Raw genomic sequence first — 22,491 nt, 5'->3', positions numbered from 1 at the left:
GAGACCGCCATGGCCCAGCCCGAGCAGCCCCAGCAGACCCCCGCGCAGCCGCACACCGCCGCGAGCGCCGCCGCCGACACCGCCTTCCGCAGTGCCCTGGACGTCGTGGCCGGCGTCGAGCCGCGGATCGCCGCCGCCATCGGCAGGGAACTGGAGGACCAGCGCGCCTCGCTCAAGCTGATCGCCAGCGAGAACTACGCCTCCCCGGCCGTCCTGCTCGCCATGGGCAACTGGTTCAGTGACAAGTACGCCGAGGGCACCGTCGGCCGCCGCTTCTACGCCGGCTGCCGCAACGTCGACACCGTCGAGGCGCTCGCCGCCGAGCACGCCCGCGAGCTGTTCGGCGCCGAACACGCCTACGTCCAGCCGCACTCCGGCATCGACGCCAACCTCACCGCCTTCTGGGCGGTCCTCTCCCAGCGGGTCGAGAGCCCGGCCCTGGAGCGCGCCAAGGTGCGCAACGTCAACGACCTCACCGAGCAGGACTGGGCCCAGCTGCGCCAGGAGCTCGGCAATCAGCGCATGCTGGGCATGTCCCTGGACACCGGCGGCCACCTCACCCACGGCTTCCGGCCCAACATCTCGGGGAAGATGTTCGAGCAGCGCAGCTACGGCACCGACCCGGAAACCGGCCTGATCGACTACGACGCGCTGCGCGAGACCGCCCGCGAGTTCCGCCCGCTGATCCTGGTGGCCGGGTACTCCGCCTACCCGCGGCTGGTCGACTTCCGCAGGATGCGCGAGATCGCGGACGAGGTGGGCGCGACCCTCATGGTCGACATGGCGCACTTCGCCGGCCTGGTCGCGGGCAAGGTGCTGACCGGCGACCACGACCCGGTGCCGCACGCCCACATCGTCACCACCACCACCCACAAGTCGCTGCGCGGGCCGCGCGGCGGCATGGTGCTCAGCAACGCCGAGCTCGCCGAACACGTCGACCGCGGCTGCCCGTTGGTGCTCGGCGGCCCGCTCTCGCACGTCATGGCCGCCAAGGCCGTCGCCCTCGCCGAGGCCCGCCGCCCCGAGTTCCGCGCCTACGCCCGCGCCGTGGTCGACAACGCCCAGGCGCTCGCCGAGGGCCTGCTGCGCCGCGGCGGCAAGCTGGTCACCGGCGGCACCGACAACCACCTGGTGCTCACCGACGTCTCCGGCTACGGACTGACGGGCCGTCAGGCGGAGGCGGCACTGCTGGACTCGGGCATCGTCACCAACCGCAACTCCGTCCCCCAGGACCCGAACGGCGCCTGGTACACGTCGGGCGTCCGGCTCGGCACCCCGGCGCTCACCACCCGTGGCCTGGGCACCGCCGAGATGGACGAGATCGCCGCCCTGATCGACACCGTCCTGCGCGGCACGACTCCCACCACCACCGCCAACGGGGCGCCCTCCAAGGCGAACTACGCCCTCGACGAGTCCCTGCGCGACGGCATCGCCAAGCGCGCCGCCGACCTCCTCGCGCCCTTCCCGCTCTACCCGGGCGTCGACCTGGTCTGACCGGGACGGCGCGGGCCGACCGCAACCCGGGGCTACCGAAGAGCTGTTCGGCAGCCCCGGGCCCGAGCCGGGCAGTACTGCAGTGACTTGTACTGCAGGAACCGGGTGGTGGCTGCCCAGCCCGGGGCCGCCCGGCGGGCCGCCGTCACCGCGGCGTCGACGTCGGCCGCCCCGCCCGCCGGTACGGTGGTGAGCACCCGCTCGGTGGCCGGGTTCAGTACGGCGACGGGGATCCGTAGTCCCCGGAGGGCCGCCAGGAACCGTCGACGCACTGGTCGCCGTACTCCGCGTGCTCCTGCACGGGTCGTCCCGTCGGCTGGTCAGCGAACCCGCCGCGTGGACCGGCTGGTTATCGCGGAGCGAACCGCGCGGTGTACTGGTCGAACGGTTCGATCCCGACCTGCGCGCGACGCTCGTCCAGCCGCTCCGGGTCCTCGCACGGCCACGGCACCGGGCGGCCGTCCGCCACCGCGCCGATCTGGGTGCCGTAGCGCTGCGGGCGCCCCTCGTTGACGGCCAGCCGGTCCTGCAGGAAGCCCAGGTCCCGGGCGCTCGCCGCGCCGTCCGCCACCGCCTCCGCCATCAGCTGCACCGCCCGCCGCTGGACCTCCAGTTGGCGGTCCGCGTGCTGGGCGACCAGCCAGGCCGCCCGGGCGGCATCGGCGCCGACGGTCCGCTCGGTCGGCCAGCCGTGCTCCGCCATGATCTCCGAAAGCCGGTCGCCGTGCCGGGCGGTGAGCCTTCGCCAGACGGCCTGTTCGGCCAGGTCAGGGCTGTGCGCCAGCCGCGCGGCCGTGTTGTCCTCAGCCATCATCGCCGTCAATTCGACGGAGAGTGCGTTCGCCTGGGTTTCCGTCCGGTCACGCTCTGCTGCTGTCATGCCGATCCGTTCCTCGCCTCGAGGCCCTTGTCGGGCCGTCTGCCACCACGGTAGGGGTGGAAGTGGCGACGAAGATCATTCGCGAGGCCGGTGACGCGGGGCGGCCGATCGGGGCACAATTGGACGTAGCCCAGCCGCCAGACCGTGTTCACCTCCGGTTGCGAAGAGCCGTGTTCCGCATTTCGGCAATTGGGCACCCGAGAGCCCTCCTCATCGCCCGGGTCCCGCTGTAGATTGCAGCGAACTCCGTGGTGGGGCCTACTGGCGGTGGGGGGCGACTCGCGTACGGCCGGGTGACCCGGCCGTCCCCGGGCCCGAGCAGGCTGCCACCGCGCCGAGACGTGGCCCAGGACCCGCAGGTCACCCGTACCGCTAAGGAGCATCCCGTGACCGACACCGCGTTGCAGGGCGAATCGCAGCAGCCCGGCGAACCCGCCGTGTTGGAGGACGTCCCGGGTTGGTTCTGGGACCACGACCGGCACTCCTTCGAGTGGTTCCTCGACCGGCAGACCGAGCGCGGTGTGACCGGCGACCTGCTGGAGATGGGTGCCTACCTCGGCCGCAGTGCGATCGTGATCGGCGAACACCTCCAGCCCGGCGAGACCTTCACCGTCTGCGACCTGTTCGACTCGGTCGCGCCGGACGAGGAGAACTCCAAGGAGATGGACACCTCCTACCGGAAGACGCTGACCCGGTCGGCCTTCGAGGCCAACTACCTGTCCTTCCACGACGAGCTGCCGGACATCATCCAGGCCCCGACCTCCGTACTGGCCGGCGGGCGGATCGCGGCCGGGGCCTACCGCTTCATCCACATCGACGCCTCGCACCTCTACGAGCACGTGGTGGGCGACCTCCAGGTGGCCCGGGTCGCGCTGCAGGAGCAGGGCGTCGTGGTGCTGGACGACTACCGGGCCCAGCACACCCCCGGCGTCGCGGCCGCGACCTGGGAGGCGGTGTTCAACCACGGTCTCAAGCCGATCATGCTCACCGAGTGCAAGTTCTACGGCACCTGGGGCGACCCGGAGCCGTTCCAGCGCGACCTGCTCGACCGGGTGCATCTCGCGTCCGGCTGCCACCTCAGCACCGAGACCCTGAACGGTCGGCAGGTGCTGCGGATGACCGGCAGCTCGGAGGGCATCCAGCCGTTTCGCGCCTCCCGTCACCGGCGGCGCCCCGCCGTCGAACCGTCGCAGTCCCGCGACGCGCTCCGCGCCGCCCAGGACGAGGCCGCGCTCGACCTCGCCGTGCGCCGCGCCCGCGCCGCGGAGGCGCGCCGCCCGGTCAACGTCGCCAAACGCGCCGCGAAGGACCTCCTGCCGCCGGTCGTCACCTCCGCCATCCGCCGTGCTCGTCGCGGCTGACCAGCCTGACGGGCGGCGGGCGGCGGTCGGCGGTCGGTGAACCGATGACGGCGGCGGCGAACAGCTGACAGCGGACAGATAACAGCGAACAGATAACAGATGACAGATTTCAGTCTCTGTCATCTGAACCCCGTCCTCGCACCAACGCCGAAGGGCCGGTCGGAAACCCGACCGGCCCTTCGAAACGCGTATCCGCTCAGACCCGCGAAGGCTCCGCAGTCCCCGCGGCGTCACCCGACGCCTCGGCCGCGGCCTCGGTCTCCAGCTCGCGTCGCACCTCGGCCAGCGAGGGGTTGACCCAGGAGCTGGCGACGCCCCAGTAGTAGAACGCCAGCCCGATCGCGGCCACGATCAGCAGGTCCCAGCCCTCCGGCAGGTAGCCGTGGCCGCCGAAGTCGGTGCTGCCGGCCCAGGAAATCCCGGCCATCACGAACAGGTAGGCCACCATCCAGGCGCCCGCCTTCAGGTGCGGCTTCAGCTCGGCGAACGGCTTGCGCAGCTCGTAGAAGGCCCAGATCGGCAGACCGGCGGCCATCAGCAGGATGACCTTGCCGGTGAGCGGCCAGCGGGCCCAGTACAGGACGAGCGAACCGAACACCATCGCGACCGGCGCGATCACCGGCATGGCCTTGAGCCGCACCGGACGCTTCAGGTCCGGGGCGAGGCGGCGCAGCGACATCACGGCGACCGGGCCGGTGATGTACGAGATCACGGTGGCCACCGAGACGATCTCGGCCAGCGAGCCCCAGCCGCGGAAGACCGCGAGGAACAGGAAGGCGACCAGCAGGTTCAGCAGCAGCGCCGGGCGCGGGATGCCGGTCTTGGCGTCGACCTTGCCGAAGATCTTCGGCAGGTGGCCGTTCTCCTGCACGCCGTGGATCATGCGCGAGGTGGTGGCGGCGTAGATCATGCCGGTGCCGGACGGCGAGACGAAGGCGTCCGCGTAGAGCAGCAGCGCGAGCCAGTTGATGCCCCAGGCGATCGCGAGGTCGGCCAGCGGCGAGGTGTAGGAGAGGCTGCTCCAGCCCTTCGACAGATCGGCGGCCGGGATGGCGCCGATGAAGGCTATCTGCAGCGCGACGTAGATCACCAGGGCGATCAGGATCGAGCCGATGACGGCCTTCGGCAGCGACTTGCCGGGGTTGCGGGCCTCGCCGGCCATGTTGAGCGGGGACTGGAAGCCGTTGAAGGCCCAGACGATGCCCGAGACGGCGACGGCGGTGAACACGGCGCTCCAGCCGTTCGGCGCGAAGCCGCCCTGCTGGGTGAAGTGCGAGGTGTCGAAGTGTGCGAGGAGCAGCGCACCGGCGGTCAGCGTCGGCACGACGACCTTGAACACGGTGATGGCCGTGTTGGTCTTGGCGAACAGCGTGATCGCGAACCAGTTCAGGGCGAAGTACACGACGAGCAGCACGCTGGCGAGCGCCACACCGCTGACGGTGAGCTCCTTGCCGTCGTACAACCCCTTGGCCCAGCCGAAGTGCCAGGAGCTCATGTACTGGACGGACGCGGTGGCCTCGCCCGGGATGACCGAGACGATGGCGATCCAGTTGGCCCAGGCGGCCAGGTAGCCGGCCAGCGAGCCGTGCGAGTACTGGCCGTACCGGACCATGCCGCCGGCCTTGGGGAACATCGACCCCAGCTCGCTGTACGTGAGGGCGATGGTCAGCGCCACGGCGGCGCCGATCACCCAGGCGAGGATCGAGGCGGGCCCGGCCAGCTTGGCCGCCCGCTCGGCACCGAACAGCCAGCCGGATCCGATGATCGAACCCAGGCCGACCGCGGTCAGGCTGATCGTCCCGAGCGATCGGCGGTAGTTCTGGTGTGATGCCGTCGACGAAGCGGGCTCACTCAACGTATCGGTCCTCTCGCTCGGGGTTCAGCGGATGGTGTCGGTTCTTTTACGGTTTTGGTCGGCATTCCGGACAAACGCCAGAAGCCTATGGTTCGAAAAGGGGCGAATACCTCAGAGGAAGCTCAAACTGCCCGATCGTTGCCATCTCGTGTCCGGTTTCCGGACGACTGGACCCTGCAGCGAGACGGACGCCACACCGCCGGACGGCAGTGGATCACGGGGGGAGCCGGGCTCGGGCCGGGAAAAGGAAATTCCCCGTGGATTCCTTTCGGATTCCACGGGGAATTTCGACTGTGTCCGAGGGGGGACTTGAACCCCCACGCCCGATAAAGGGCACTAGCACCTCAAGCTAGCGCGTCTGCCATTCCGCCACCCGGACGGGGTGTGTGCTCCGGGGTTTTTCTCGCCCCCTCGGCGACAGAGAGAACATTACCAGGGTTCTGGAGTGCTTCTCACCTGCGTTTCCTCGGCCCCGCCCCGCGGCGGCCGCGCGCCCGGGCCTCGCGGCCGTCCGGGCCCGCCGTGTGCTCCGGTTGCCGCCCGGGCCCCCGCCCCGCCTGGATGGGACGGGGGGCCCGGGCGGACTGGCTGGAACGCTTCGCGAGGGCGCTCGAACCCCGGCCGAAGCGGTGAGGGAGCGCTAAGCAAACGATCGGTTTCGCCCCCACTCACGATCGATCCCGATCCGAACCGATCCGACACGGGCAACTTGTCGACGGTGCCCCGGCCGCGCCGACCGCTCTCCTAGCCTCTGTGGACCGAGGGCGCCATGAGCGGATCGCCTGATTCCCGGGTCGCCTGATTCCCGGGTCGCGGACGAAGGGCGGCTGGACGTGGAGCAGATCAGCGGGTCGGCGAAGGCCGGCCCGAGACCCGGCAGCCGGCCGGGCGGGCGGCAGGCCGCCGACGGCCCCGTGGAGGGCGTGTGGCGCTTCCGGGTGCCCGCCGTCGAGGCCTCCGTGCCGCGCACCCGCCATGCGGTGCGCGACCGCCTGCTGGCCCAGGGCATGACCGGTGTGCGCTACCAGGAGCTGGTCGACGACCTGCTGCTGATCGTCTCCGAGCTGGTCGGCAACGCGGTGCGGCACGCGGCCGAGCTGTCACCCGAGGTGACGACGGAGCTGTCGGTGCGCCGCGGCTGGGTGCGGGTCTCGGTCGAGGACGGCGATCCGTACCGGCCGAAGGCCCTGGAGAGCGACACCGCCCGGACCGGCGGGCGCGGCCTGCTGCTGGTGAAGAGCGTCACCCTGCAGGCCGGCGGGGTGTGCGACGTCGAGCAGACGGGGGAGGGCGGCAAGGTCATCTGGGCCTCGCTGCCCGTCCCCCCGGGGCCCGCGCACTGACGGCCGCCCCTGGGAGGGCGACCGCCCCCGGGGAAGGGGACCGCTTCCGAGAGGGCGGCGGCGGGACGGCCGTCCGCGCGCAGGCGCGGCCGCTACCAGTCCCGCCCGGCGATCTCCCGGATCCCCGGCAGCGCCGCCTCGAAGACCGTCTCGAACCAGACCGAGAAGGGCCGGTCCGCCCGCAGCTCGCGCAGTTCCTGCGCGGTCACGAAGGCGAAGTCGTCCACCTCCTCCGGGTTCGGCTCGACCGGCGCGGTGACCAGCCCGACGAACAGGTGGTTCCACTCCCGCTCGATCAGCCCCGAGGCCTCGTCCGGGAGGTCGTAGCGGACCGTCCCCGCCTCGCAGAGCAGCGCCGGCGCGACGCCCAGCTCCTCGGCGGTGCGCCGGGCGGCGGCGACGAACGGCGGCTCGTCCGGGTACGGGTGCCCGCAGCAGGTGTTCGACCAGACGCCGGGGGAGTGGTACTTGCCGAGCGCCCGGCGCTGCAGCAGCAGCCGGCCCTGGCGGTCGAAGAGGAACACCGAGAAGGCCCGGTGCAGCCGGCCCGGCTGCTGGTGGGCCCAGTGCTTCTCGGCGGTGCCGATCGTGACACCCTCGTCGTCGACCAGTTCCAGCAGGATCTCGGCACCGGAGGCGGCGGCGGAGGCCCGTGGGTCGACCGTCACGTCGGTCTCGACGTCGAGACCGGTGTCGATCTCGGCGGCGAAGTGCGTCGGGTCGGTCGGCAGACTCTGGGGCATGGGGCCTCTTTCGGGAGCGGGAGCAACGGAAGCACCGGGTGCGTCCCGTGCACCGGGTGGAGGGCACGGAACACAGCGGGGGCACCGGCGCCGGCGTCGGGCTCCAGTCTGCCGTATGGGTGGCGGTCGGGACGGGTCCCACGCACAACCGGGCGGATCATGACCCGGGGGAGTCCCGATCCGGGCAGAGAAGGCCCCGGGAAGCCCCCGGACGGTCATTGGACCCGCAGGCCAGTTCGATATCCGTTCCAATCACGTTCGATCACGGCTCCTCCACCGGGCCGTCACCTTGCCGCCTCCGGCCGCGTTCGGGAGGGTGGTCCGGGTCGCCTACCATCACTAACGACACGCTGCCCGGATCTGTGCCGGTCCGGCGCGCCGCCCCCGGGCCCGGCCGAACGCCGCTCCGGGGCGATACAGCGCCGCCGCGCCCGTCGGCACATCCCGCGCGCACCGCACGACGCACGACGGATCAGGAGACCCCGCATGATCGGCCTCGTTCTGGCAGCCGGCGCCGGCCGCCGGCTGCGCCCGTACACCGACACCCTGCCCAAGGCACTGGTGCCGGTCGACGGGGAGCGGACCGTCCTGGACCTCACCCTCGGCAACTTCGCCGAGGTCGGCCTGCGCGAGGCGGCGATCGTCGTCGGCTACCGCAAGGAGGCGGTCCGCGACCGCAAGGACGCCCTGGAGAGCAAGTACGGCGTCAAGCTCCACCTGGTCGAGAACGACAAGGCCGAGGAGTGGAACAACGCGTACTCGCTCTGGTGCGCCCGCGAGCTGTTCTCCGAGGGCCTGCTGCTGGCCAACGGCGACACCGTCCACCCGGCCTCGGTGCAGCGCACCATGCTGGAGGGCAACCGGCAGCTCGCCGAGGCCGGCCGGGCCCCCGGCATCCTGCTCGCCCTCGACACGGTGAAGAAGCTCGCCGACGAGGAGATGAAGGTCGTCGTCGACCCGGCCGCCGGCATGCGCCGGATCACCAAGCTGATGGACCCGGCCGAGGCCACCGGCGAGTACATCGGCGTCACCGTGATCAACCCCGCCGCCGCCGCCGACCTGACCGACGCGCTGCGCGCCACCTACGAGCGCGACCCGCAGCTGTACTACGAGGACGGCTACCAGGAGATGGTCAACCGGGGCCTGCGGATCGACGTGCAGCCGATCGGCGAGGTGTCCTGGGTCGAGGTCGACAACCACGACGACCTGGCGAAGGCGCGGGAGATCGCGTGCCAGTACTGACCCGACTGGTTCCGTCGCCGCTGTTCGCCGAGATCCGCCCGGGCGCGCTGGACGCGCTCGGCGGCATCCTGGCGGACCAGCGGCTGTCGGCGTCGGGCCGGATCGCGGTGGCGATCAGCAACGGCTCCGGCGCCGCGATGCGCGAACGCCTGGAGCCGGCCCTGCCCGGCGCCGACTGGTACAACGTGGACGACGGCAGCCTCGACAGCGCGGTGCGCTTCGCCGAGGAGATGCGCGGCCGGCACTACGACGCGGTCGTCGGCCTCGGTGGCGGCAAGATCATCGACGCCGCCAAGTACGCCGCGGCCCGGGTCGGCCTGCCGGTCGTCGCGGTGGCCACCAACCTGGCCCACGACGGCATCTGCTCGCCGGTCTCCACCCTCGACAACGACGCCGGCCGGGGCTCCTACGGGGTGCCCAGCCCGATCGGCATCATCGTCGACCTGGACGTGATCCGGCAGGCCCCGCAGCGCTTCGTGGCGGCCGGCATCGGGGACGTCGTCTCCAACATCTCGGCCTGCGCGGACTGGGAGTTGTCCCACACCGTCACCGGCGAACCGGTGGACGGACTGGCCGTGGCGATGGCCCGCTCGGCTGGCGAGAACCTGCTGCGGCACCCAGGAAGTACTCAGGACCAGGACCTCCTGACGGCCCTCGCGGAAGCCCTGGTACTGTCCGGCATCGCGATGAACATCGCGGGCAGTACCCGGCCCTCGTCGGGCGCCTGCCACGAGATCTCGCATGCCCTGGACGTGCTGTACCCCAAGCGTTCCGCCCAGCACGGCGAACAGGTGGGCCTCGGCGCCGCGTTCGCCAGCTTCCTGCGGGGCGAGCGCGAGCTGACCGGCCTGGTCGTGGAGCGCCTGGCGCGCCACGGCCTGCCGGTGACCGCAGCTCAAATCGGCTTCACCGAAGCGGAGTTCACCGAGGCGGTGCACTACGCTCCGAACACCCGCCCGGGCCGCTACACCATCCTGGAACACCTCGACCTCTCCCCTTCCGCAATCAGGGACGCGTACGCCGACTATGTCCAAGCCGTCAACAGCTGACCCCTCCACCGCGGGCGCCGAGCGGCCCCCGGTTGACCTGACCCGCCGGCCCTCGATCGAGGAACTGCGCGCGGTGATCCACCCGGAGGGCATGCTCCAGCGTCGCAGCGCCGAGCACTGGGCCGGGCGCCTGTACATGCGGAAGATCTCGCTGCGGATCACCCGCGTGCTGTCCACCGTGACGGCGATCACGCCCAACGGCCTGACCTACCTGATGATGTTCACCGGCATCCTGGCCGGTGCCGCACTGGTCGTGCCGGGCATCACCGGCGCGGTCCTGGGCGCCCTGCTGATCCAGGTCTACCTGCTGCTGGACTGCGTGGACGGCGAGGTGGCCCGCTGGCGCCGGCAGACCTCGCTCACCGGCGTCTACCTGGACCGGGTCGGCCACTACATGTCCGAGGCGGCCCTGCTGACCGGCCTCGGCCTGCGCGCCACCGACCTGCTGCACCGCGAGGGCCACGGCTCCCACTGGGAGTGGGCGTTCCTGGGCACGCTGGCCGCGCTCGGCGCGATCCTGATCAAGTCCGAGACGGACCTGGTGGACGTGGCCCGGGCCCGCAGCGGCATGACGGCGGTCGAGGACAGCGCCTCGGTTCCGCGTTCCTCCTCGGTGGCCAAGGCGCGCCGGGTGGCCTCCTTGCTGAAGTTCCACCGCCTGGTCGGCGCGGTCGAGGCCTCGCTGTTCATCCTGGCGGCCGGGATCGCCGACGCCGTGCACGGCGGGCTCCTCCTCACCCGGCTCGCCGTCGTGGTGCTGGCGGCGATCGCCATGCTGCAGACCGTCCTCCACCTGCTGAGCATCGTCCTTTCGAGCAGGCTCCGATGACCACTACCACCACCACCGCGGACAGCTTCCGCCTCGGCGTCGTCATCATCACGATGGGCAACCGGCCCGCCGAGCTCAACGCCCTGATCGAGTCCGTCCGCGCCCAGGAGGGCCCGGCGGTCGAGCTCGCCGTGGTCGGCCAGGGCGTCGAGCTGCCGCCGCTGGTCGAGGGCGTGCGCACCGTCGAGCTGCCGGAGAACCTCGGCATCCCGGGCGGGCGCAACGTCGGCATCGAGCTGTTCGGGCCGGACGGCCGGGAGGTGGACGCCGTCCTCTTCCTGGACGACGACGGGCTGCTGCCCCGCACCGACTCGGCCCGCCTGCTGCGCGAGGCCTTCACCGCCGATCCGGAGCTGGGCATCGTGTCCTTCCGGATCGAGGACCCGGACACCGGCGTCACCCAGCGCCGGCACGTCCCCCGGCTGCGTGCCAGCGATCCGATGCGCTCCTCCCGGGTGACCACCTTCCTGGGCGGCGCCAGCGCCGTGCGCTGCAAGGTGTTCGAGCAGGCCGGGCAACTGCCCGCCGAGTTCTTCTACGCCCACGAGGAGACCGACCTCGCGTGGCGCGCGCTGGACGCCGGCTGGGCCATCGACTACCGGGCGGAGGTGGTGCTGCACCACCCCGCCACCTCGCCGGCCCGGCACGCCGCCTACTTCCACAACGTGGCCCGTAACAGGGTCTGGCTCGCGAGACGGAACCTTCCGGCCCCGTTGGTGCCTCTCTATCTGGGAACCTGGTTCCTGCTGACCCTGGCCCGACGTCCCTCCGCGGAGGGACTGAAGGCCTGGATGGGCGGATTCCGGGCGGGCTTCCGCGAACCCTGCGGTCCGCGGAAGCCCATGCGGTGGCGTACCGTCTGGCGACTGACCAGGATGGGCCGTCCTCCGATCATCTGATTGGATCGAGTGATCGATCGCCTCGGCCGGTGACCACACACCGGCCGGAACCTCCCCCGTGATCCCAGTGGATCCCCATCGGCGCAAGGCCGGCGGACCCCCGCCGACCGGCCGCCCCGACCAGATCCCGCGCGAAGGACGAATGTGTCGACAGTGAGTGAACCCGTCAGCCTCTCAGCCCCGAGGGGGGCGGACGCGGGCCTGACCCCCAAGCAGCTTGCGGACAAGTACGGCCTGTCGGTGAGCGGCGCGCGCCCCGGGCTGTTCGCCTACACCAAGCAGCTCTGGGCCCGGCGCCACTTCATCTGGGCCTTCGCCACCGCCCGCCTGGTGGCCCAGTACACGGACGCCAAGCTGGGCCAGCTGTGGCAGGTCGTGACCCCGCTGCTCAACTGCGGCGTGTTCTACCTGGTCTTCGGCGTGATCCTGGCGAGCAAGCAGGGCTTCCCCGGTCACACCTACATCTCCTGGTTGTGCATCGGCGTATTCGTCTTCCAGTTCACCCAGAACGCGGTGCAGTCCGGCACCCGGGCGATCTCCGACAACCTCGGCCTGATCCGCGCGCTGCACTTCCCGCGCGCCAGCCTGCCGATCGCCTTCACCGTGATCCAGCTCCAGCAGCTGCTGATCTCGATGGTGGTCCTGGTCGTCACCGTGCTGGCGGGCGGCATCAAGCCGGGCAAGACCTGGCTGCTGGTCATCCCGGCACTGCTCCTGCAGACGCTGTTCAACACCGGCATCTCGCTGATCTTCGCCCGGATCGGCTCCAAGACCAGTGACATCTCCCAGCTGATCCCGTTCGTGATGCGGGCCTGGATGTTCCTGTCCGGCGTGATGTTCAGCATCCAGGACAAGATCCAGACCTGGCCGCACTCCATCCAGACGATCATGGCCCTCAACCCGGCCTCCGTCTACATGGACCTGCTGCGGCACGCCTTCGCGCCGATCATCTACAACAAGCACCAGGCCGTTCACCAGACCCTTCCGCCGCACCAGTGGACGTACGGCATCGGCTGGGCGATCGGCATGTTCGTCATCGGATACGTCTTCTTCTGGAAGGCCGAGGAGGAGTACGGCCGTGGCTGACACCGACCTGATCAAGCGCGACGCCGTCCCGGCCGTCAGCGTGGCCCGCGAGCCCACCGTGGTCGTCGACGACGTGCACATCGTCTACCGGGTGCACGGCGCCGGCTCCGGCAAGGGCAGCGCCACCTCGGCGATGAGCCGCATCCTCAGCCGTAAGCGCGGCGCCGGCGTGCGCGAGGTGCACGCGGTCAAGGGCATCAGCTTCACCGCGTACAAGGGCGAGGCGATCGGCCTGATCGGCTCCAACGGCTCCGGCAAGTCGACCATGCTGGCCGCCATCGCGGGCCTGCTGCCGACCGAGAAGGGCGGCATCTACACCAACGGCCAGCCCTCGCTGCTGGGCGTCAACGCGGCCCTGATGAACGAGCTCACCGGCGAGCGCAACGTCATCCTGGGCTGTCTGGCGATGGGCATGACCCCGGCCCAGGTGAAGGAGCGCTACCAGGAGATCGTCGACTTCTCCGGGATCAACGACAAGGGCGACTTCATCTCCCTGCCGATGCGCACCTACTCCTCCGGCATGGGCGCCCGGCTGCGCTTCTCGATCGCCGCCGCCAAGACCCACGACGTGCTGCTGATCGACGAGGCGCTGGCCACCGGTGACCAGGCCTTCCAGCAGCGCAGCAAGAGGCGCATCGACGAGCTGCGCGGCTCCGCCGGTACGGTCTTCCTGGTCAGCCACGACAACAACTCGATCCGCGAGGTCTGCGAGCGGACCATCTGGATCGAGGCGGGCGAGCTGGTCATGGACGGCCCGACCGACGAGGTCGTCGGACGGTACGAGCGCGGCGAGCGCCCGTAGGCTCAGGCCCCCGAAAACCCCTGGCTCCCGAGGGCCGGCCCCGGAACACTCCGGAGCCGGCCCTTCGGCGTGCGCCCGCTGATCCGACGTCATCCGAAAGACGCGCCCTAGGGCGCGTATTCGGTCGTGATCAATCTGCCCGATTCACCTTCGCGGCGGGTCCCGATCCGGTAGACCGTAGTGCGTGACACGAGCGCAACTTACGGATGCGGAGTGGGTGTTGATCGAGCCGTACTTGCCGATCGGCGAGTACGGCCCGTACCCGGAGCGGCTGCGGCAGCAGTTCGAGGGCGTGATCTGGCGATTCCGGACGGGCGGGCAGTGGCGGGAGATGCCGAAGGAGTTCGGTGCGTGGTCAACCGTCTCCAATCGGTTCCGGCAGTGGAGGGACGCCGGTGTCTTCGAAGCTCTGATGGAGGGCGTGATCGCGGAAGCCGCGAAGCGCGGCGAGGTGGACTTGTCCCTGGTCAGTGTGGACTCCACCACCGTGCGCGCTCACCACGACGCCGCCGGGATGCACCTCGATTCCGACACCATGGCCGCCCTGGAGAAGGCTGCCGAGGAGGCGGAGAAGGCCCGGCAAAAGGGGGAGGCCCGGAGGAACAAGACGGGCGGGACGCCTCAGGTGACCCGAAACGGGCAGAACGGCGACGCATCCGGCGCCGGCGCAAGCTCCGGCTGAAGGAAGCCCTGCTCGGGCGCTCCAGGGGTGGGCAGACCAGCAAGATCCACGTTGCCGGTGAGCGCAAGTGCCGCCCGCTGGTGTTCATCCTGACTGAGGGCCAGACCGCGGACAGCCCGCAGTTCATCCCCGTGCTGAAGAAGGTCCGGGTCCGGGTGCCGGTCGGCCGTCCTCGCACCCGGCCCGACGCGGTCGCCGGGGACAAGGCCTACTCGTCCCGCGGCAACCGTGCCCACCTGCGCAAACGCCGCATCAAGGCGGTCATCCCGGAGAAGAAGGACCAGGCCGCCAACCGGAAGAAGAAGGGCAGCCGGGGCGGCCGGCCTGTCAGCCACGACGCCGAGCTCTACAAGGAGCGGAACACCGTCGAGCGCCTGATCAACAAGCTGAAGGCCTGGCGAGGCATCGCGACCCGGTATGACAAGACCCCGGAAAGCTACCTCGCCGGCCTCCACCTCCGCGGCGCAATGATCTGGATCAAGGACCTCACCCGAACCCACTGATCACGACCGAATACGCGCCCTAGTCCGGCTGGCCGTCCCCGCGGGGGTGAGCGCCACCGTGCGCCGGGCGGGGCACTCTTCTCGGGCGCGTCGCGTGGTGTCAGGCTGGGGGCGCGGGGGCGATGTGCCCTGCGTGACGCCCGCGCTCGGACGCGTGTCCGAGTCGGACCGGTGGTACCCAGCGGTGTAGAACGGGGGAGTGACTGCAGTGTCGGCTTCGGCCCAGCCCAGAGATACGCCGGTGAACCCTTCCGCGGGACAGACCCTGGAGAAGGCGGGTGCGGAGAACTTCCCGGTCGCCCCCTTCTTCCTGCCCGCGGCCTGGCGCGACGACCTGATGGCCGTCTACGGCTTCGCCCGGTTGGTCGACGACGCCGGCGACGGCGACCTGGCCGACCCGGCCGCCACCGCTGCCCTGCTCGGGGTCGAGCGGCGGCCCGCCGCCACCCCTTCGGCCCAGTCCGGCCGGCCGAGCCCGGCGGAGGCCGCCTTCCGCCTCGCGCTGCTCGACGGGCTGGAGCGCGATCTCGACCGGGTGTTCGAGACCGCCCTGCACTCCGCCGACGCCGAACGGCCCCGCCACCCGCTGATGACGGCGCTCGTCCCGCTGGTCGACCGGCACCAGCTGACCCCCGAGCCGTTCCGGCGTCTGATCGAGGCCAACCGGGTGGACCAGACCACCACCCGCTACGCCACGTACGACGACCTGGTCGGCTACTGCACGCTCTCCGCCGACCCGGTGGGCCGCCTGGTGCTGGCCATCGCGGGCGTCTCCACCCCCGAGCGGATCGCCCTCTCCGACGCGATCTGCACCGCCCTCCAGGTGGTCGAACACCTCCAGGACGTGGCCGAGGACCTCTCCCGCGGCCGGATCTACCTCCCCACCGAGGACCTCGAACGCTTCGGCGTCACCGAGGAGGAGCTCGCCGCCCCCCGCGCGACCGGAGCGGTTCGGGAACTGATCGCCTTCGAGGCCGAACGGGCCCGCACCCTGCTCGACCGCGGCGCACCATTGGTAGGTACGGTTCGGGGGAGGCTTCGACTGCTACTGGCGGGATTCACCGCAGGCGGCTACGCGGCCCTGGCGGCCGTCGAGGACGCCGGGTACGACGTGCTCGCCCGGCAGGCGAAGCCGGACAAGCGTCGCCTCGCAGTGAAGGCGGCGGCCATCTTCGCGAAGGGAAGGTGAACGCCCGAGTGGCGGCATCACCACTGGCGTCGGCCCAGGTCATGGCGGCGTACCGGTACTGCGAGGCAGTCACCGGACTGCAGGCGCGCAACTTCAGCTACGGCATCCGGCTGCTGCCCGAACCCAAGCGGCTGGCCATGTCGGCCCTGTACGCGCTGGCCCGCCGGGTGGACGACATCGGCGACGGCGACCTCCCGGCCGACCGCAAGGCCGAGGCGCTGGTGCGCACCCGGGAACTGGTGGACGAGGTCCGCTCCGGGACGGTCGCCGAGGACGACACCGACCCGATCAAGGTCGCCCTGGCCGACGCGGCCCGGCGCTTCCCGATCCCGCTCGGCGGCTTCGACGAGCTGATCGACGGTGTGGAGATGGACCTCAAGGGCGCCGAGTACCAGACGTACGAGGAGCTGAAGATCTACTGCCGTTGCGTGGCCGGAGCCATCGGCCGGCTCTCGCTCGGCGTCTACGGCTGCGAGGACCCGGAGCGCGGCGCGCGCTACGCGGACACCCTGGGCCTGGCCCTGCAGCTCACCAACATCCTGCGCGACCTGCGCGAGGACGCCCTGAACGGCCGCACCTACCTGCCCACCGAGGACCTGGTCCGGTTCGGCTGCGAGCAGGGCTTCGCGCTGTCCAAGCCGCCGGTCGGCGCGGACTTCACCGGTCTGGTGGCCTTCGAGGCCGCCCGTGCCCAGGCCGCCTTCGAGGAGGGCCTGCGGCTGCTGCCGATGCTCGACCGCCGCAGCCGCGCCTGCACCGCCGCGATGGCCGGGATCTACCACCGGCTGCTCGGCCGGATCGCCGCCGATCCCGAGTCGGTGCTGCGCGGCCGGGTCTCGCTGCCGGGCTGGGAGAAGGCGTACGTGGCGCTTTCCGGGCTCGCCGGGGGGCGTTCTTGATTCTCGTCACGGTTCTGTCACGCTGTGTCAGCGGGGAATCACATCCGGGTAGAGCCGCGTTGACCACGATGCTGACCATGACGGTGCCGGCCGCCAGCGCGCCGGCCACACCGACCGCCACCGGGCGGTCGAGCGAGGGGGAGGGCCGATGACCGGGCGAGCCGATGCCGCGCGCCCGGCCGCCGTCGTGGTCGGCGGCGGCCTGGCCGGGATCACCACCGCGCTGCGGCTGGCCGAGGCCGGCCACGACGTCACCCTGGCGGAGGGGCGTCCCCGGCTCGGGGGCCTGGCGTTCTCCTTCCAGCGCGGCGAGCTGACCGTCGACAACGGCCAGCACGTCTTCCTGCGCTGCTGCACCGCCTACCGCGGGCTGCTGGAGCGCCTGGGTGCTGCCCGGATGACCCATCTCCAGGACCGCCTGGACGTCCCGGTGCTCTCCGTCGCCGGCCCCGAGCAGGCCCCGGTGCGCACCCTGGGCCGACTGCGCCGGGCCGGCCTGCCCGTTCCGCTGCACCTGGCCGGCAGCCTCGCCCGCTACCCGCACCTGTCACCGGCCGACCGCGCCCGGGTCGTCCGCGGCGCGCTCGCCCTGAAGGGCCTGGACCTCGCCGACCCGGCGCTGGACCGGCTCTCCTTCGGCGAGTGGCTGCGCCGCAACGGGCAGAACGCCGCCACCACGGCCGCGCTCTGGGACCTGGTCGGCGTCGCCACCCTGAACGCCCGGGCCGACGAGGTGTCGCTGGCGCTCGCCGCGATGGTGTTCAAGACCGGCCTGCTCTCCGAGCCGGGGGCCTCCGACATCGGCGTGCCCGCCGTCCCGCTCGGAGTGATCCACCACGACCGGGCGCTCGTCGAGCTGGAACGCGCCGGCGTGCGGGTGCTGCTGCGCGCCCGGGTCGCGGAACTCAAGCCCGCCGCGCCCCAGCACGCCGTCCGGCTGGAGGACGGGCAGCTGCTCACCGCCGACACCGTGGTGCTGGCCGGTGCCCAGGACACCGCCGCCGCTCTGCTGCCCCCCGGCGCCGTCCCCGGGCAGGAGCGGCTGGCCGGGTTCGGCACCACGCCGATCCTCAACGTGCACGTGGTCTACGACCGCAAGGTGCTGCGCCGGCCCTTCTTCGCCGCGCTCGGCAGCCCGGTCCAGTGGGTCTTCGACCGCACCACCCACTCCGGCCTGGCCGGCACCGGACTCGGCCGCGCCCACCCCGGCGCCCAGTACCTGGCACTCTCGCAGTCCGCCGTCCGGGACGAGATCGACCTGCCGGTGGCCGAGCTGCGCCGCCGCTACCTGCCCGAGCTCGCCCGGCTGCTCCCGGCCGCCGCGGGCGCCGAGGTGCTGGACTTCTTCGTCACCCGGGAGCGCACCGCCACCTTCGACGGGGCGCCCGGCAGTGCCGAGCTGCGGCCCGGAGCCGGGACCGGCGTCCCCGGCCTGCTGCTGGCCGGTGCGTGGACCGCCACCGGCTGGCCCGCGACCATGGAGGGCGCCGTGCGCAGCGGCCACGCCGCCGCCGACGCCGCGCTGGCCGCGGCCGGAGCCCGGGTGCCGGTGGACCGGGGCGACGGGCGGTGGCCCAGGTGACGGCGGCTCCCGTCGCCGGGGAGCCCGCCAGAGCCGACGGGCGTACCGTCGGCCCCGTCGGCCGTACGGACACCGTTCGCGCCGCCACCACCAGCATCGACAGCACCAGCATCGACCGCACCGGCATCGACACCAGCGGCACCGACAGCACCCGGCCGCCCCGCGCGGTCCGGCACCACGAGGGAGAGGGAACGCACGTGGAGTCACGCACCGGCTTCGCCGTCGGAGGCACGGCGCACGCCGAACCGGTCTCGGTGCCGGAGCTGCTCGCCCGCAGCCGTACGCTCTGCACCCCGCCGCTCCGGGCCACCGTCGCCCGTCTGGCCGCACCGATGGACACCGTCGCGGCGTACCACTTCGGCTGGATCGACCGGGACGGCACCGCGGTGGAGGGGGACGGCGGCAAGGCCGTGCGCCCGGCGCTGGCGCTGCTCTCGGCCCAGGCCGCCGGTGCGGCGGCAGAGGTGGGCGTGCCGGGTGGGGTGGCTGTTGAACTGGTGCACAACTTCTCCCTGCTCCATGATGATCTGATGGACGGTGACGAGACCCGGCGGCACCGGGCCACCGCCTGGACGGTCTTCGGTCCGGCCCAGGCGATCCTGGTCGGCGACGCCCTGGCGACGCTCGGCACGGAGGTGCTGCTCGACGCCGGGGACACCGGCGGCGCCAGCCCCGCCGACGCGGCGCGTGCCGTCCGGCTGCTCACCACGGCGACCCGCCACCTGATCGACGGCCAGGCCATGGACGTCGCCTTCGAACAGCGCGACAGCGTCACCGTCGCCGAGTGCCTGGAGATGGAGGGCGGCAAGACGGCGGCCCTGCTGGCGGCCGCCTCGGCGATCGGCGCCGTACTGGCCGGGGCCGACGACAAGGTGTCCGGCGCGCTCCAGCGCTACGGCCACCACCTGGGCCTGGCCTTCCAGGCGGTGGACGACCTGCTCGGCATCTGGGGCGCGACCGAGGTCACCGGCAAGCCGCACTGGGGCGACCTGCGCCAGCGCAAGAAGTCCCTGCCGGTCGCCGCCGCGCTCGCCGAGGGCGGGGCGGCCTCGCGCAGGCTCGCCGAGGAGCTCGCGGACCCGAAGGGCCGGGGCGAGGAGCCCGAGCCCGAGCTCGCCGCCCGGGCCGCGCTGATCGAGGAGGCCGGCGGCCGCGCCTGGACCCAGGAGGAGGCCCGCCGCCAGCACACGACTGCCCTCGCCGCCCTGGACGAGGTGCCCATGTCCGACGCGGTGCGCGAGCACTTCGTCGCACTCGCCGAATTCGTGGTGGTACGAGAGAGGTGACGTTACGTTGACAGCAACCGCGGACGGCCGGCTCGACCCTGAGTACGATTCCGAGCCGGTCGCGGTGGGCGACCGCCCCCCGGCCCTGCTGGGCGCGGGGCGGTGGCAGCCCGAGGACACCGACCGGCCGCGGCCGGCCGGTGAGGCGGACCGGCAGCCCGGCGACGCGCGCGAGGCGCTGGCGCGCGCCACCACCCACCTGCTCTCGCTGCAGTCCTCCGAGGGCTGGTGGAAGGGCGACCTGGAGACCAATGTCACCATGGACGCCGAGGACTTACTGCTCCGCCAGTTCCTGGGCATCCGAACGGAGGAGCAGACCCGGGCCACCGCCCAGTGGATCCGCTCCCAGCAGCGGGAGGACGGCACCTGGGCCACCTTCCACGGCGGGCCCGCCGAACTGTCCACCACCGTCGAGGCGTACGTCGCCCTCAAGCTCGCCGGCGACGACCCCGACGACCCGCACATGCTGGCCGCCGCGCGGTACGTCCGCTCCGCCGGGGGCATCGCGGCCGCCCGGGTGTTCACCCGGATCTGGCTCGCGCTCTTCGGCTGGTGGCCCTGGGAGCGGCTGCCCGAGATGCCACCCGAGATCATCTTCCTGCCCAGGTGGCTGCCGCTGAACATCTACGCCTTCGGCTGCTGGGCCCGCCAGACCATCGTCCCGCTGACCGTCGTCTCGGCCCACCGTCCGGTGCGTCCGGCCCCCTTCGCGCTCACCGAGCTGCACACCGACCCGGACCACCCGTACCCCGACCGGCCGCTCGCCCCCGCTACCAGCTGGGACGGTCTGTTCGAGCGCCTGGACAAGGTGCTGCACGCCTACCACCGCCGGGCCTTCCGCCCGCTGCGCCGGCTCGCCGTCGCCCAGGCCTGCCGCTGGATCGTCGAGCGTCAGGAGGCCGACGGCTGCTGGGGAGGCATCCAGCCGCCGGCCGTCTACTCGCTGATCGCCCTGCACCTGGAGGGCTACGAGCTCGAGCACCCGGTGATGAAGGCCGGGCTCGCCTCCTTCGACCGCTTCACCGTGCACACCGAGGACGGCATGCGCTGGATGGAGGCCTGCCAGTCCCCGGTCTGGGACACCTGCCTGGCCACCATCGCGCTGGTCGACGCAGGGCTCCCGGCCGACCACCCGGCGCTGGTCTCCGCCGTCGACTGGATGCTCGGCGAGGAGATCCGCAAGCGCGGCGACTGGGCCGTCCAGCGGCCGGACCTGCCGGCCGGCGGCTGGGCCTTCGAGTTCGAGAACGAGACCTACCCCGACATCGACGACACCGCCGAGGTGGTGCTCGCGCTGCGCCGGGTCGCCCACCCGGACCCGGCCAGGGTCGACGCGGCGGTGGACCGGGGCGTGCTGTGGAACCTCGGCATGCAGTCCAAGAACGGCGCCTGGGGCGCCTTCGACGTCGACAACACCAGCCTGCTGCCGAACAAGCTGCCGTTCTGCGACTTCGGCGAGGTGGTCGACCCGCCGTCCGCCGACGTCACCGCCCACGTGGTGGAGATGCTCGCCGAGACCGGCCGGGCCCGGGACCCGCGGACCAGGCGCGGCATCGAGTGGCTGCTGCGTAACCAGGAGGCGGACGGCTCCTGGTTCGGCCGCTGGGGCACCAACTACATCTACGGCACCGGCTCGGTGCTGCCCGCCCTGGTCGCGGCCGGGGTCCCGGACGAGCACCCGGCGATCCGCCGGGCGGTGCGCTGGCTGGAGGACCGGCAGAACACCGACGGCGGCTGGGGCGAGGACATGCGCTCCTACGAGGACCCGGCGCGCTGGGCCGGGCGCGGCGAGTCCACCGCCTCGCAGACCGCGTGGGCGCTGATGGCGCTGCTCGCGGCCGGCGAGGGCCCGGAGGGCCGGGCCAACCCGGCCGTGGAGCGCGGCGTGGACTGGCTGGTGCGCACCCAGCTGCCCGAAGGTACCTGGGACGAGCCGCAGTTCACCGGCACCGGCTTCCCGTGGGACTTCTCCATCAACTACCACCTGTACCGGCTGGTCTTCCCGGTCACCGCGCTCGGCCGCTACCTCAACGGCGCCCCGGGCATGGTGAAGCCCGGCGGTACCCCGGCGATCGGCGCGGCGCGGTGACCACCGCACCCTTGCTCGTGCTCTGCGCGCTGGGCCCCGAGGTGTGGGCCCTGCGCGGCGGTGACTGGCGCGGCGCGGTCGGCGGACCCCCGGTGCTGGTACGCACCGGGGTCGGCCGACGGCGCGCCGGGACGGCCGTCCGCCGGCTGCTCAACTCCGCCCGGGGCGGCTACGGCGCGGTCGTGGTGGCGGGCTTCGGCGCCGCCGTCGGGCCGGGCGTGGCACCGGGCGACGTCGTCGCCGCCGACGGCGTGCGCGACGCCGAGGGCCACCTCTACCCGGTCGACTCCGGGCCGGAGCTGGCCCGGGCGCTCAAGGAGCAGGGCCTCACCGTGCACATCGGGGTGCACCACACCGCCGACCACGTGGTGCGCGGCATCGAACGGCGCGCCCTGCACCTGCAGGGCGCGCTCGCCGTCGACATGGAGGCCGCCGCGGTGCTCGCCGCACTGCGGGAGGTGCGCCCGGTCCTGCCCGTCGCCGTCCTGCGGGTGGTGGTCGACACCCCCGAGCACGAGCTGCTGCGCCCCGGGACCCTGCCCGCCGGGGTGCGCGCCTGGCGGACCCTCCGGGCGACGGTACCCGCCCTGGTCGACTGGTACCGGCAGGAGCCCGTCGACGGCTCCGCAGACCTGAACCACCCCACATCCTCGACGCTCCCCCAGGAGGCGAGCTAGC

General features: G+C 72.1%; 19 protein-coding genes, 1 tRNA gene and 1 pseudogene. 16 read left to right on the top strand and 5 right to left on the bottom strand.

Features of this window, described 5'->3' with window-relative positions; all coding sequences use genetic code 11:
* Positions 1 to 9 precede the first annotated feature (9 nt).
* Positions 10 to 1,494, top strand: a complete 1,485-nt coding sequence (locus BOQ63_RS12145; RefSeq protein ID WP_072654213.1) for a glycine hydroxymethyltransferase — start codon at positions 10 to 12, stop codon at positions 1,492 to 1,494.
* A 32-nt stretch (positions 1,495 to 1,526) separates the two neighbouring features.
* Here BOQ63_RS12145 and BOQ63_RS12140 read toward each other — a convergent pair whose 3' ends face one another.
* Both BOQ63_RS12140 and BOQ63_RS12135 read right to left on the bottom strand, forming a co-directional pair.
* A complete protein-coding gene (locus BOQ63_RS12140) occupies positions 1,527 to 1,766 on the bottom strand; it encodes an aldehyde dehydrogenase family protein (protein WP_167395727.1) in 240 nt (79 codons plus the stop codon).
* A gap of 77 nt (positions 1,767 to 1,843) precedes the next feature.
* Entirely contained in the window at positions 1,844 to 2,374 is a 531-nt protein-coding gene (locus BOQ63_RS12135) for a DUF6624 domain-containing protein (RefSeq protein WP_051746716.1), read from the bottom strand.
* 386 nt (positions 2,375 to 2,760) lie between these two features.
* Between BOQ63_RS12135 and BOQ63_RS12130 the strand changes: the two genes are divergently transcribed.
* Complete coding sequence (locus tag BOQ63_RS12130) at positions 2,761 to 3,735, top strand: class I SAM-dependent methyltransferase (RefSeq protein WP_037828738.1); 975 nt, start codon at positions 2,761 to 2,763, stop codon at positions 3,733 to 3,735.
* 196 nt (positions 3,736 to 3,931) lie between these two features.
* Here the strand turns inward: BOQ63_RS12130 and BOQ63_RS12125 are convergent, their stop codons facing one another.
* Both BOQ63_RS12125 and BOQ63_RS12120 read right to left on the bottom strand, forming a co-directional pair.
* Entirely contained in the window at positions 3,932 to 5,590 is a 1,659-nt protein-coding gene (locus tag BOQ63_RS12125) for an APC family permease (RefSeq protein ID WP_037828739.1), read from the bottom strand.
* Between the two features lie 294 nt (positions 5,591 to 5,884).
* Positions 5,885 to 5,969, bottom strand: a tRNA-Leu gene (locus BOQ63_RS12120).
* Positions 5,970 to 6,423: 454 nt separating this feature from the next.
* Here BOQ63_RS12120 and BOQ63_RS12115 point away from each other — a divergent pair.
* Positions 6,424 to 6,933 (top strand): ATP-binding protein, encoded by a 510-nt coding sequence (locus BOQ63_RS12115; RefSeq protein ID WP_030281232.1) that lies wholly within the window; start codon positions 6,424 to 6,426, stop codon positions 6,931 to 6,933.
* A gap of 92 nt (positions 6,934 to 7,025) precedes the next feature.
* Here BOQ63_RS12115 and idi read toward each other — a convergent pair whose 3' ends face one another.
* Positions 7,026 to 7,676 carry an isopentenyl-diphosphate Delta-isomerase gene (gene idi, locus BOQ63_RS12110; RefSeq protein ID WP_078656438.1) on the bottom strand — a complete coding sequence of 217 codons (651 nt, stop codon included), beginning with the start codon at positions 7,674 to 7,676 and terminating at the stop codon, positions 7,026 to 7,028.
* A gap of 486 nt (positions 7,677 to 8,162) precedes the next feature.
* Here idi and BOQ63_RS12105 point away from each other — a divergent pair, with 486 nt between their 5' ends.
* From BOQ63_RS12105 to BOQ63_RS12045, 13 genes and pseudogenes are all read left to right on the top strand, one after another.
* Positions 8,163 to 8,918 (top strand): phosphocholine cytidylyltransferase family protein, encoded by a 756-nt coding sequence (locus tag BOQ63_RS12105; protein ID WP_030281235.1) that lies wholly within the window; start codon positions 8,163 to 8,165, stop codon positions 8,916 to 8,918.
* Positions 8,906 to 9,967 (top strand): iron-containing alcohol dehydrogenase family protein, encoded by a 1,062-nt coding sequence (locus tag BOQ63_RS12100; RefSeq protein WP_030281237.1) that lies wholly within the window; start codon positions 8,906 to 8,908, stop codon positions 9,965 to 9,967. Before BOQ63_RS12105 ends, BOQ63_RS12100 begins: the two co-directional genes overlap by 13 nt.
* 91 nt (positions 9,968 to 10,058) lie before the next feature.
* Positions 10,059 to 10,796, top strand: a complete 738-nt coding sequence (locus tag BOQ63_RS12095; RefSeq protein ID WP_072656226.1) for a CDP-alcohol phosphatidyltransferase family protein — start codon at positions 10,059 to 10,061, stop codon at positions 10,794 to 10,796.
* Positions 10,793 to 11,695 (top strand): glycosyltransferase family 2 protein, encoded by a 903-nt coding sequence (locus BOQ63_RS12090; RefSeq protein WP_072654212.1) that lies wholly within the window; start codon positions 10,793 to 10,795, stop codon positions 11,693 to 11,695. The genes BOQ63_RS12095 and BOQ63_RS12090 overlap by 4 nt, the downstream gene beginning before the upstream one ends.
* Positions 11,696 to 11,839: 144 nt before the next feature.
* Complete coding sequence (locus BOQ63_RS12085; RefSeq protein WP_030551489.1) at positions 11,840 to 12,781, top strand: ABC transporter permease; 942 nt, start codon at positions 11,840 to 11,842, stop codon at positions 12,779 to 12,781.
* Positions 12,774 to 13,583 carry an ABC transporter ATP-binding protein gene (locus BOQ63_RS12080; protein WP_167344913.1) on the top strand — a complete coding sequence of 270 codons (810 nt, stop codon included), beginning with the start codon at positions 12,774 to 12,776 and terminating at the stop codon, positions 13,581 to 13,583. Before BOQ63_RS12085 ends, BOQ63_RS12080 begins: the two co-directional genes overlap by 8 nt.
* 184 nt (positions 13,584 to 13,767) lie before the next feature.
* Positions 13,768 to 14,768, top strand: a pseudogene (locus BOQ63_RS12075) (IS5 family transposase).
* A 241-nt stretch (positions 14,769 to 15,009) separates the two neighbouring features.
* Positions 15,010 to 15,957: a squalene synthase HpnC gene (hpnC, locus tag BOQ63_RS12070; protein ID WP_037828741.1), complete on the top strand. Its 948-nt coding sequence runs from the start codon at positions 15,010 to 15,012 to the stop codon at positions 15,955 to 15,957.
* A 41-nt stretch (positions 15,958 to 15,998) separates the two neighbouring features.
* Positions 15,999 to 16,856 carry a presqualene diphosphate synthase HpnD gene (gene hpnD, locus BOQ63_RS12065; protein WP_046385645.1) on the top strand — a complete coding sequence of 286 codons (858 nt, stop codon included), beginning with the start codon at positions 15,999 to 16,001 and terminating at the stop codon, positions 16,854 to 16,856.
* Positions 16,857 to 17,004: 148 nt separating this feature from the next.
* Positions 17,005 to 18,438 carry a hydroxysqualene dehydroxylase HpnE gene (gene hpnE / locus BOQ63_RS12060; protein WP_030281251.1) on the top strand — a complete coding sequence of 478 codons (1,434 nt, stop codon included), beginning with the start codon at positions 17,005 to 17,007 and terminating at the stop codon, positions 18,436 to 18,438.
* A gap of 197 nt (positions 18,439 to 18,635) precedes the next feature.
* A complete protein-coding gene (locus BOQ63_RS12055; RefSeq protein WP_030281253.1) occupies positions 18,636 to 19,724 on the top strand; it encodes a polyprenyl synthetase family protein in 1,089 nt (362 codons plus the stop codon).
* Between the two features lie 7 nt (positions 19,725 to 19,731).
* Complete coding sequence (gene shc / locus BOQ63_RS12050) at positions 19,732 to 21,813, top strand: squalene--hopene cyclase (protein WP_223885911.1); 2,082 nt, start codon at positions 19,732 to 19,734, stop codon at positions 21,811 to 21,813.
* Positions 21,810 to 22,490 carry a 5'-methylthioadenosine/S-adenosylhomocysteine nucleosidase family protein gene (locus tag BOQ63_RS12045; protein WP_063737800.1) on the top strand — a complete coding sequence of 227 codons (681 nt, stop codon included), beginning with the start codon at positions 21,810 to 21,812 and terminating at the stop codon, positions 22,488 to 22,490. Before shc ends, BOQ63_RS12045 begins: the two co-directional genes overlap by 4 nt.
* Position 22,491 lies beyond the last annotated feature (1 nt).

This window comes from Streptomyces viridifaciens, assembly GCF_001888885.2.
GTDB classification, from domain to species: Bacteria; Actinomycetota; Actinomycetes; order Streptomycetales; family Streptomycetaceae; genus Kitasatospora; species Kitasatospora aureofaciens.
The sequence above is the reverse complement of the archived record's forward strand: the minus strand, read 5'-3'. Positions and strand labels throughout refer to the sequence as shown.

What these genes read in the sequence shown, in the direction of transcription:
- BOQ63_RS12145 (WP_072654213.1), top strand. Translation starts at nt 10, where the DNA reads ATGGCCCAGCCCGAGCAGCCCCAGCAGACCCCCGCGCAGCCGCACACC.
- BOQ63_RS12095 (WP_072656226.1), top strand. Translation starts at nt 10,059, where the DNA reads ATGCTCCAGCGTCGCAGCGCCGAGCACTGGGCCGGGCGCCTGTACATG.
- hpnD (WP_046385645.1), top strand. Translation starts at nt 15,999, where the DNA reads ATGGCGGCGTACCGGTACTGCGAGGCAGTCACCGGACTGCAGGCGCGC.
- idi (WP_078656438.1), bottom strand. Translation starts at nt 7,676, where the DNA reads ATGCCCCAGAGTCTGCCGACCGACCCGACGCACTTCGCCGCCGAGATC.
- BOQ63_RS12090 (WP_072654212.1), top strand. Translation starts at nt 10,793, where the DNA reads ATGACCACTACCACCACCACCGCGGACAGCTTCCGCCTCGGCGTCGTC.
- hpnE (WP_030281251.1), top strand. Translation starts at nt 17,005, where the DNA reads ATGACCGGGCGAGCCGATGCCGCGCGCCCGGCCGCCGTCGTGGTCGGC.
- BOQ63_RS12105 (WP_030281235.1), top strand. Translation starts at nt 8,163, where the DNA reads ATGATCGGCCTCGTTCTGGCAGCCGGCGCCGGCCGCCGGCTGCGCCCG.
- BOQ63_RS12135 (WP_051746716.1), bottom strand. Translation starts at nt 2,374, where the DNA reads ATGACAGCAGCAGAGCGTGACCGGACGGAAACCCAGGCGAACGCACTC.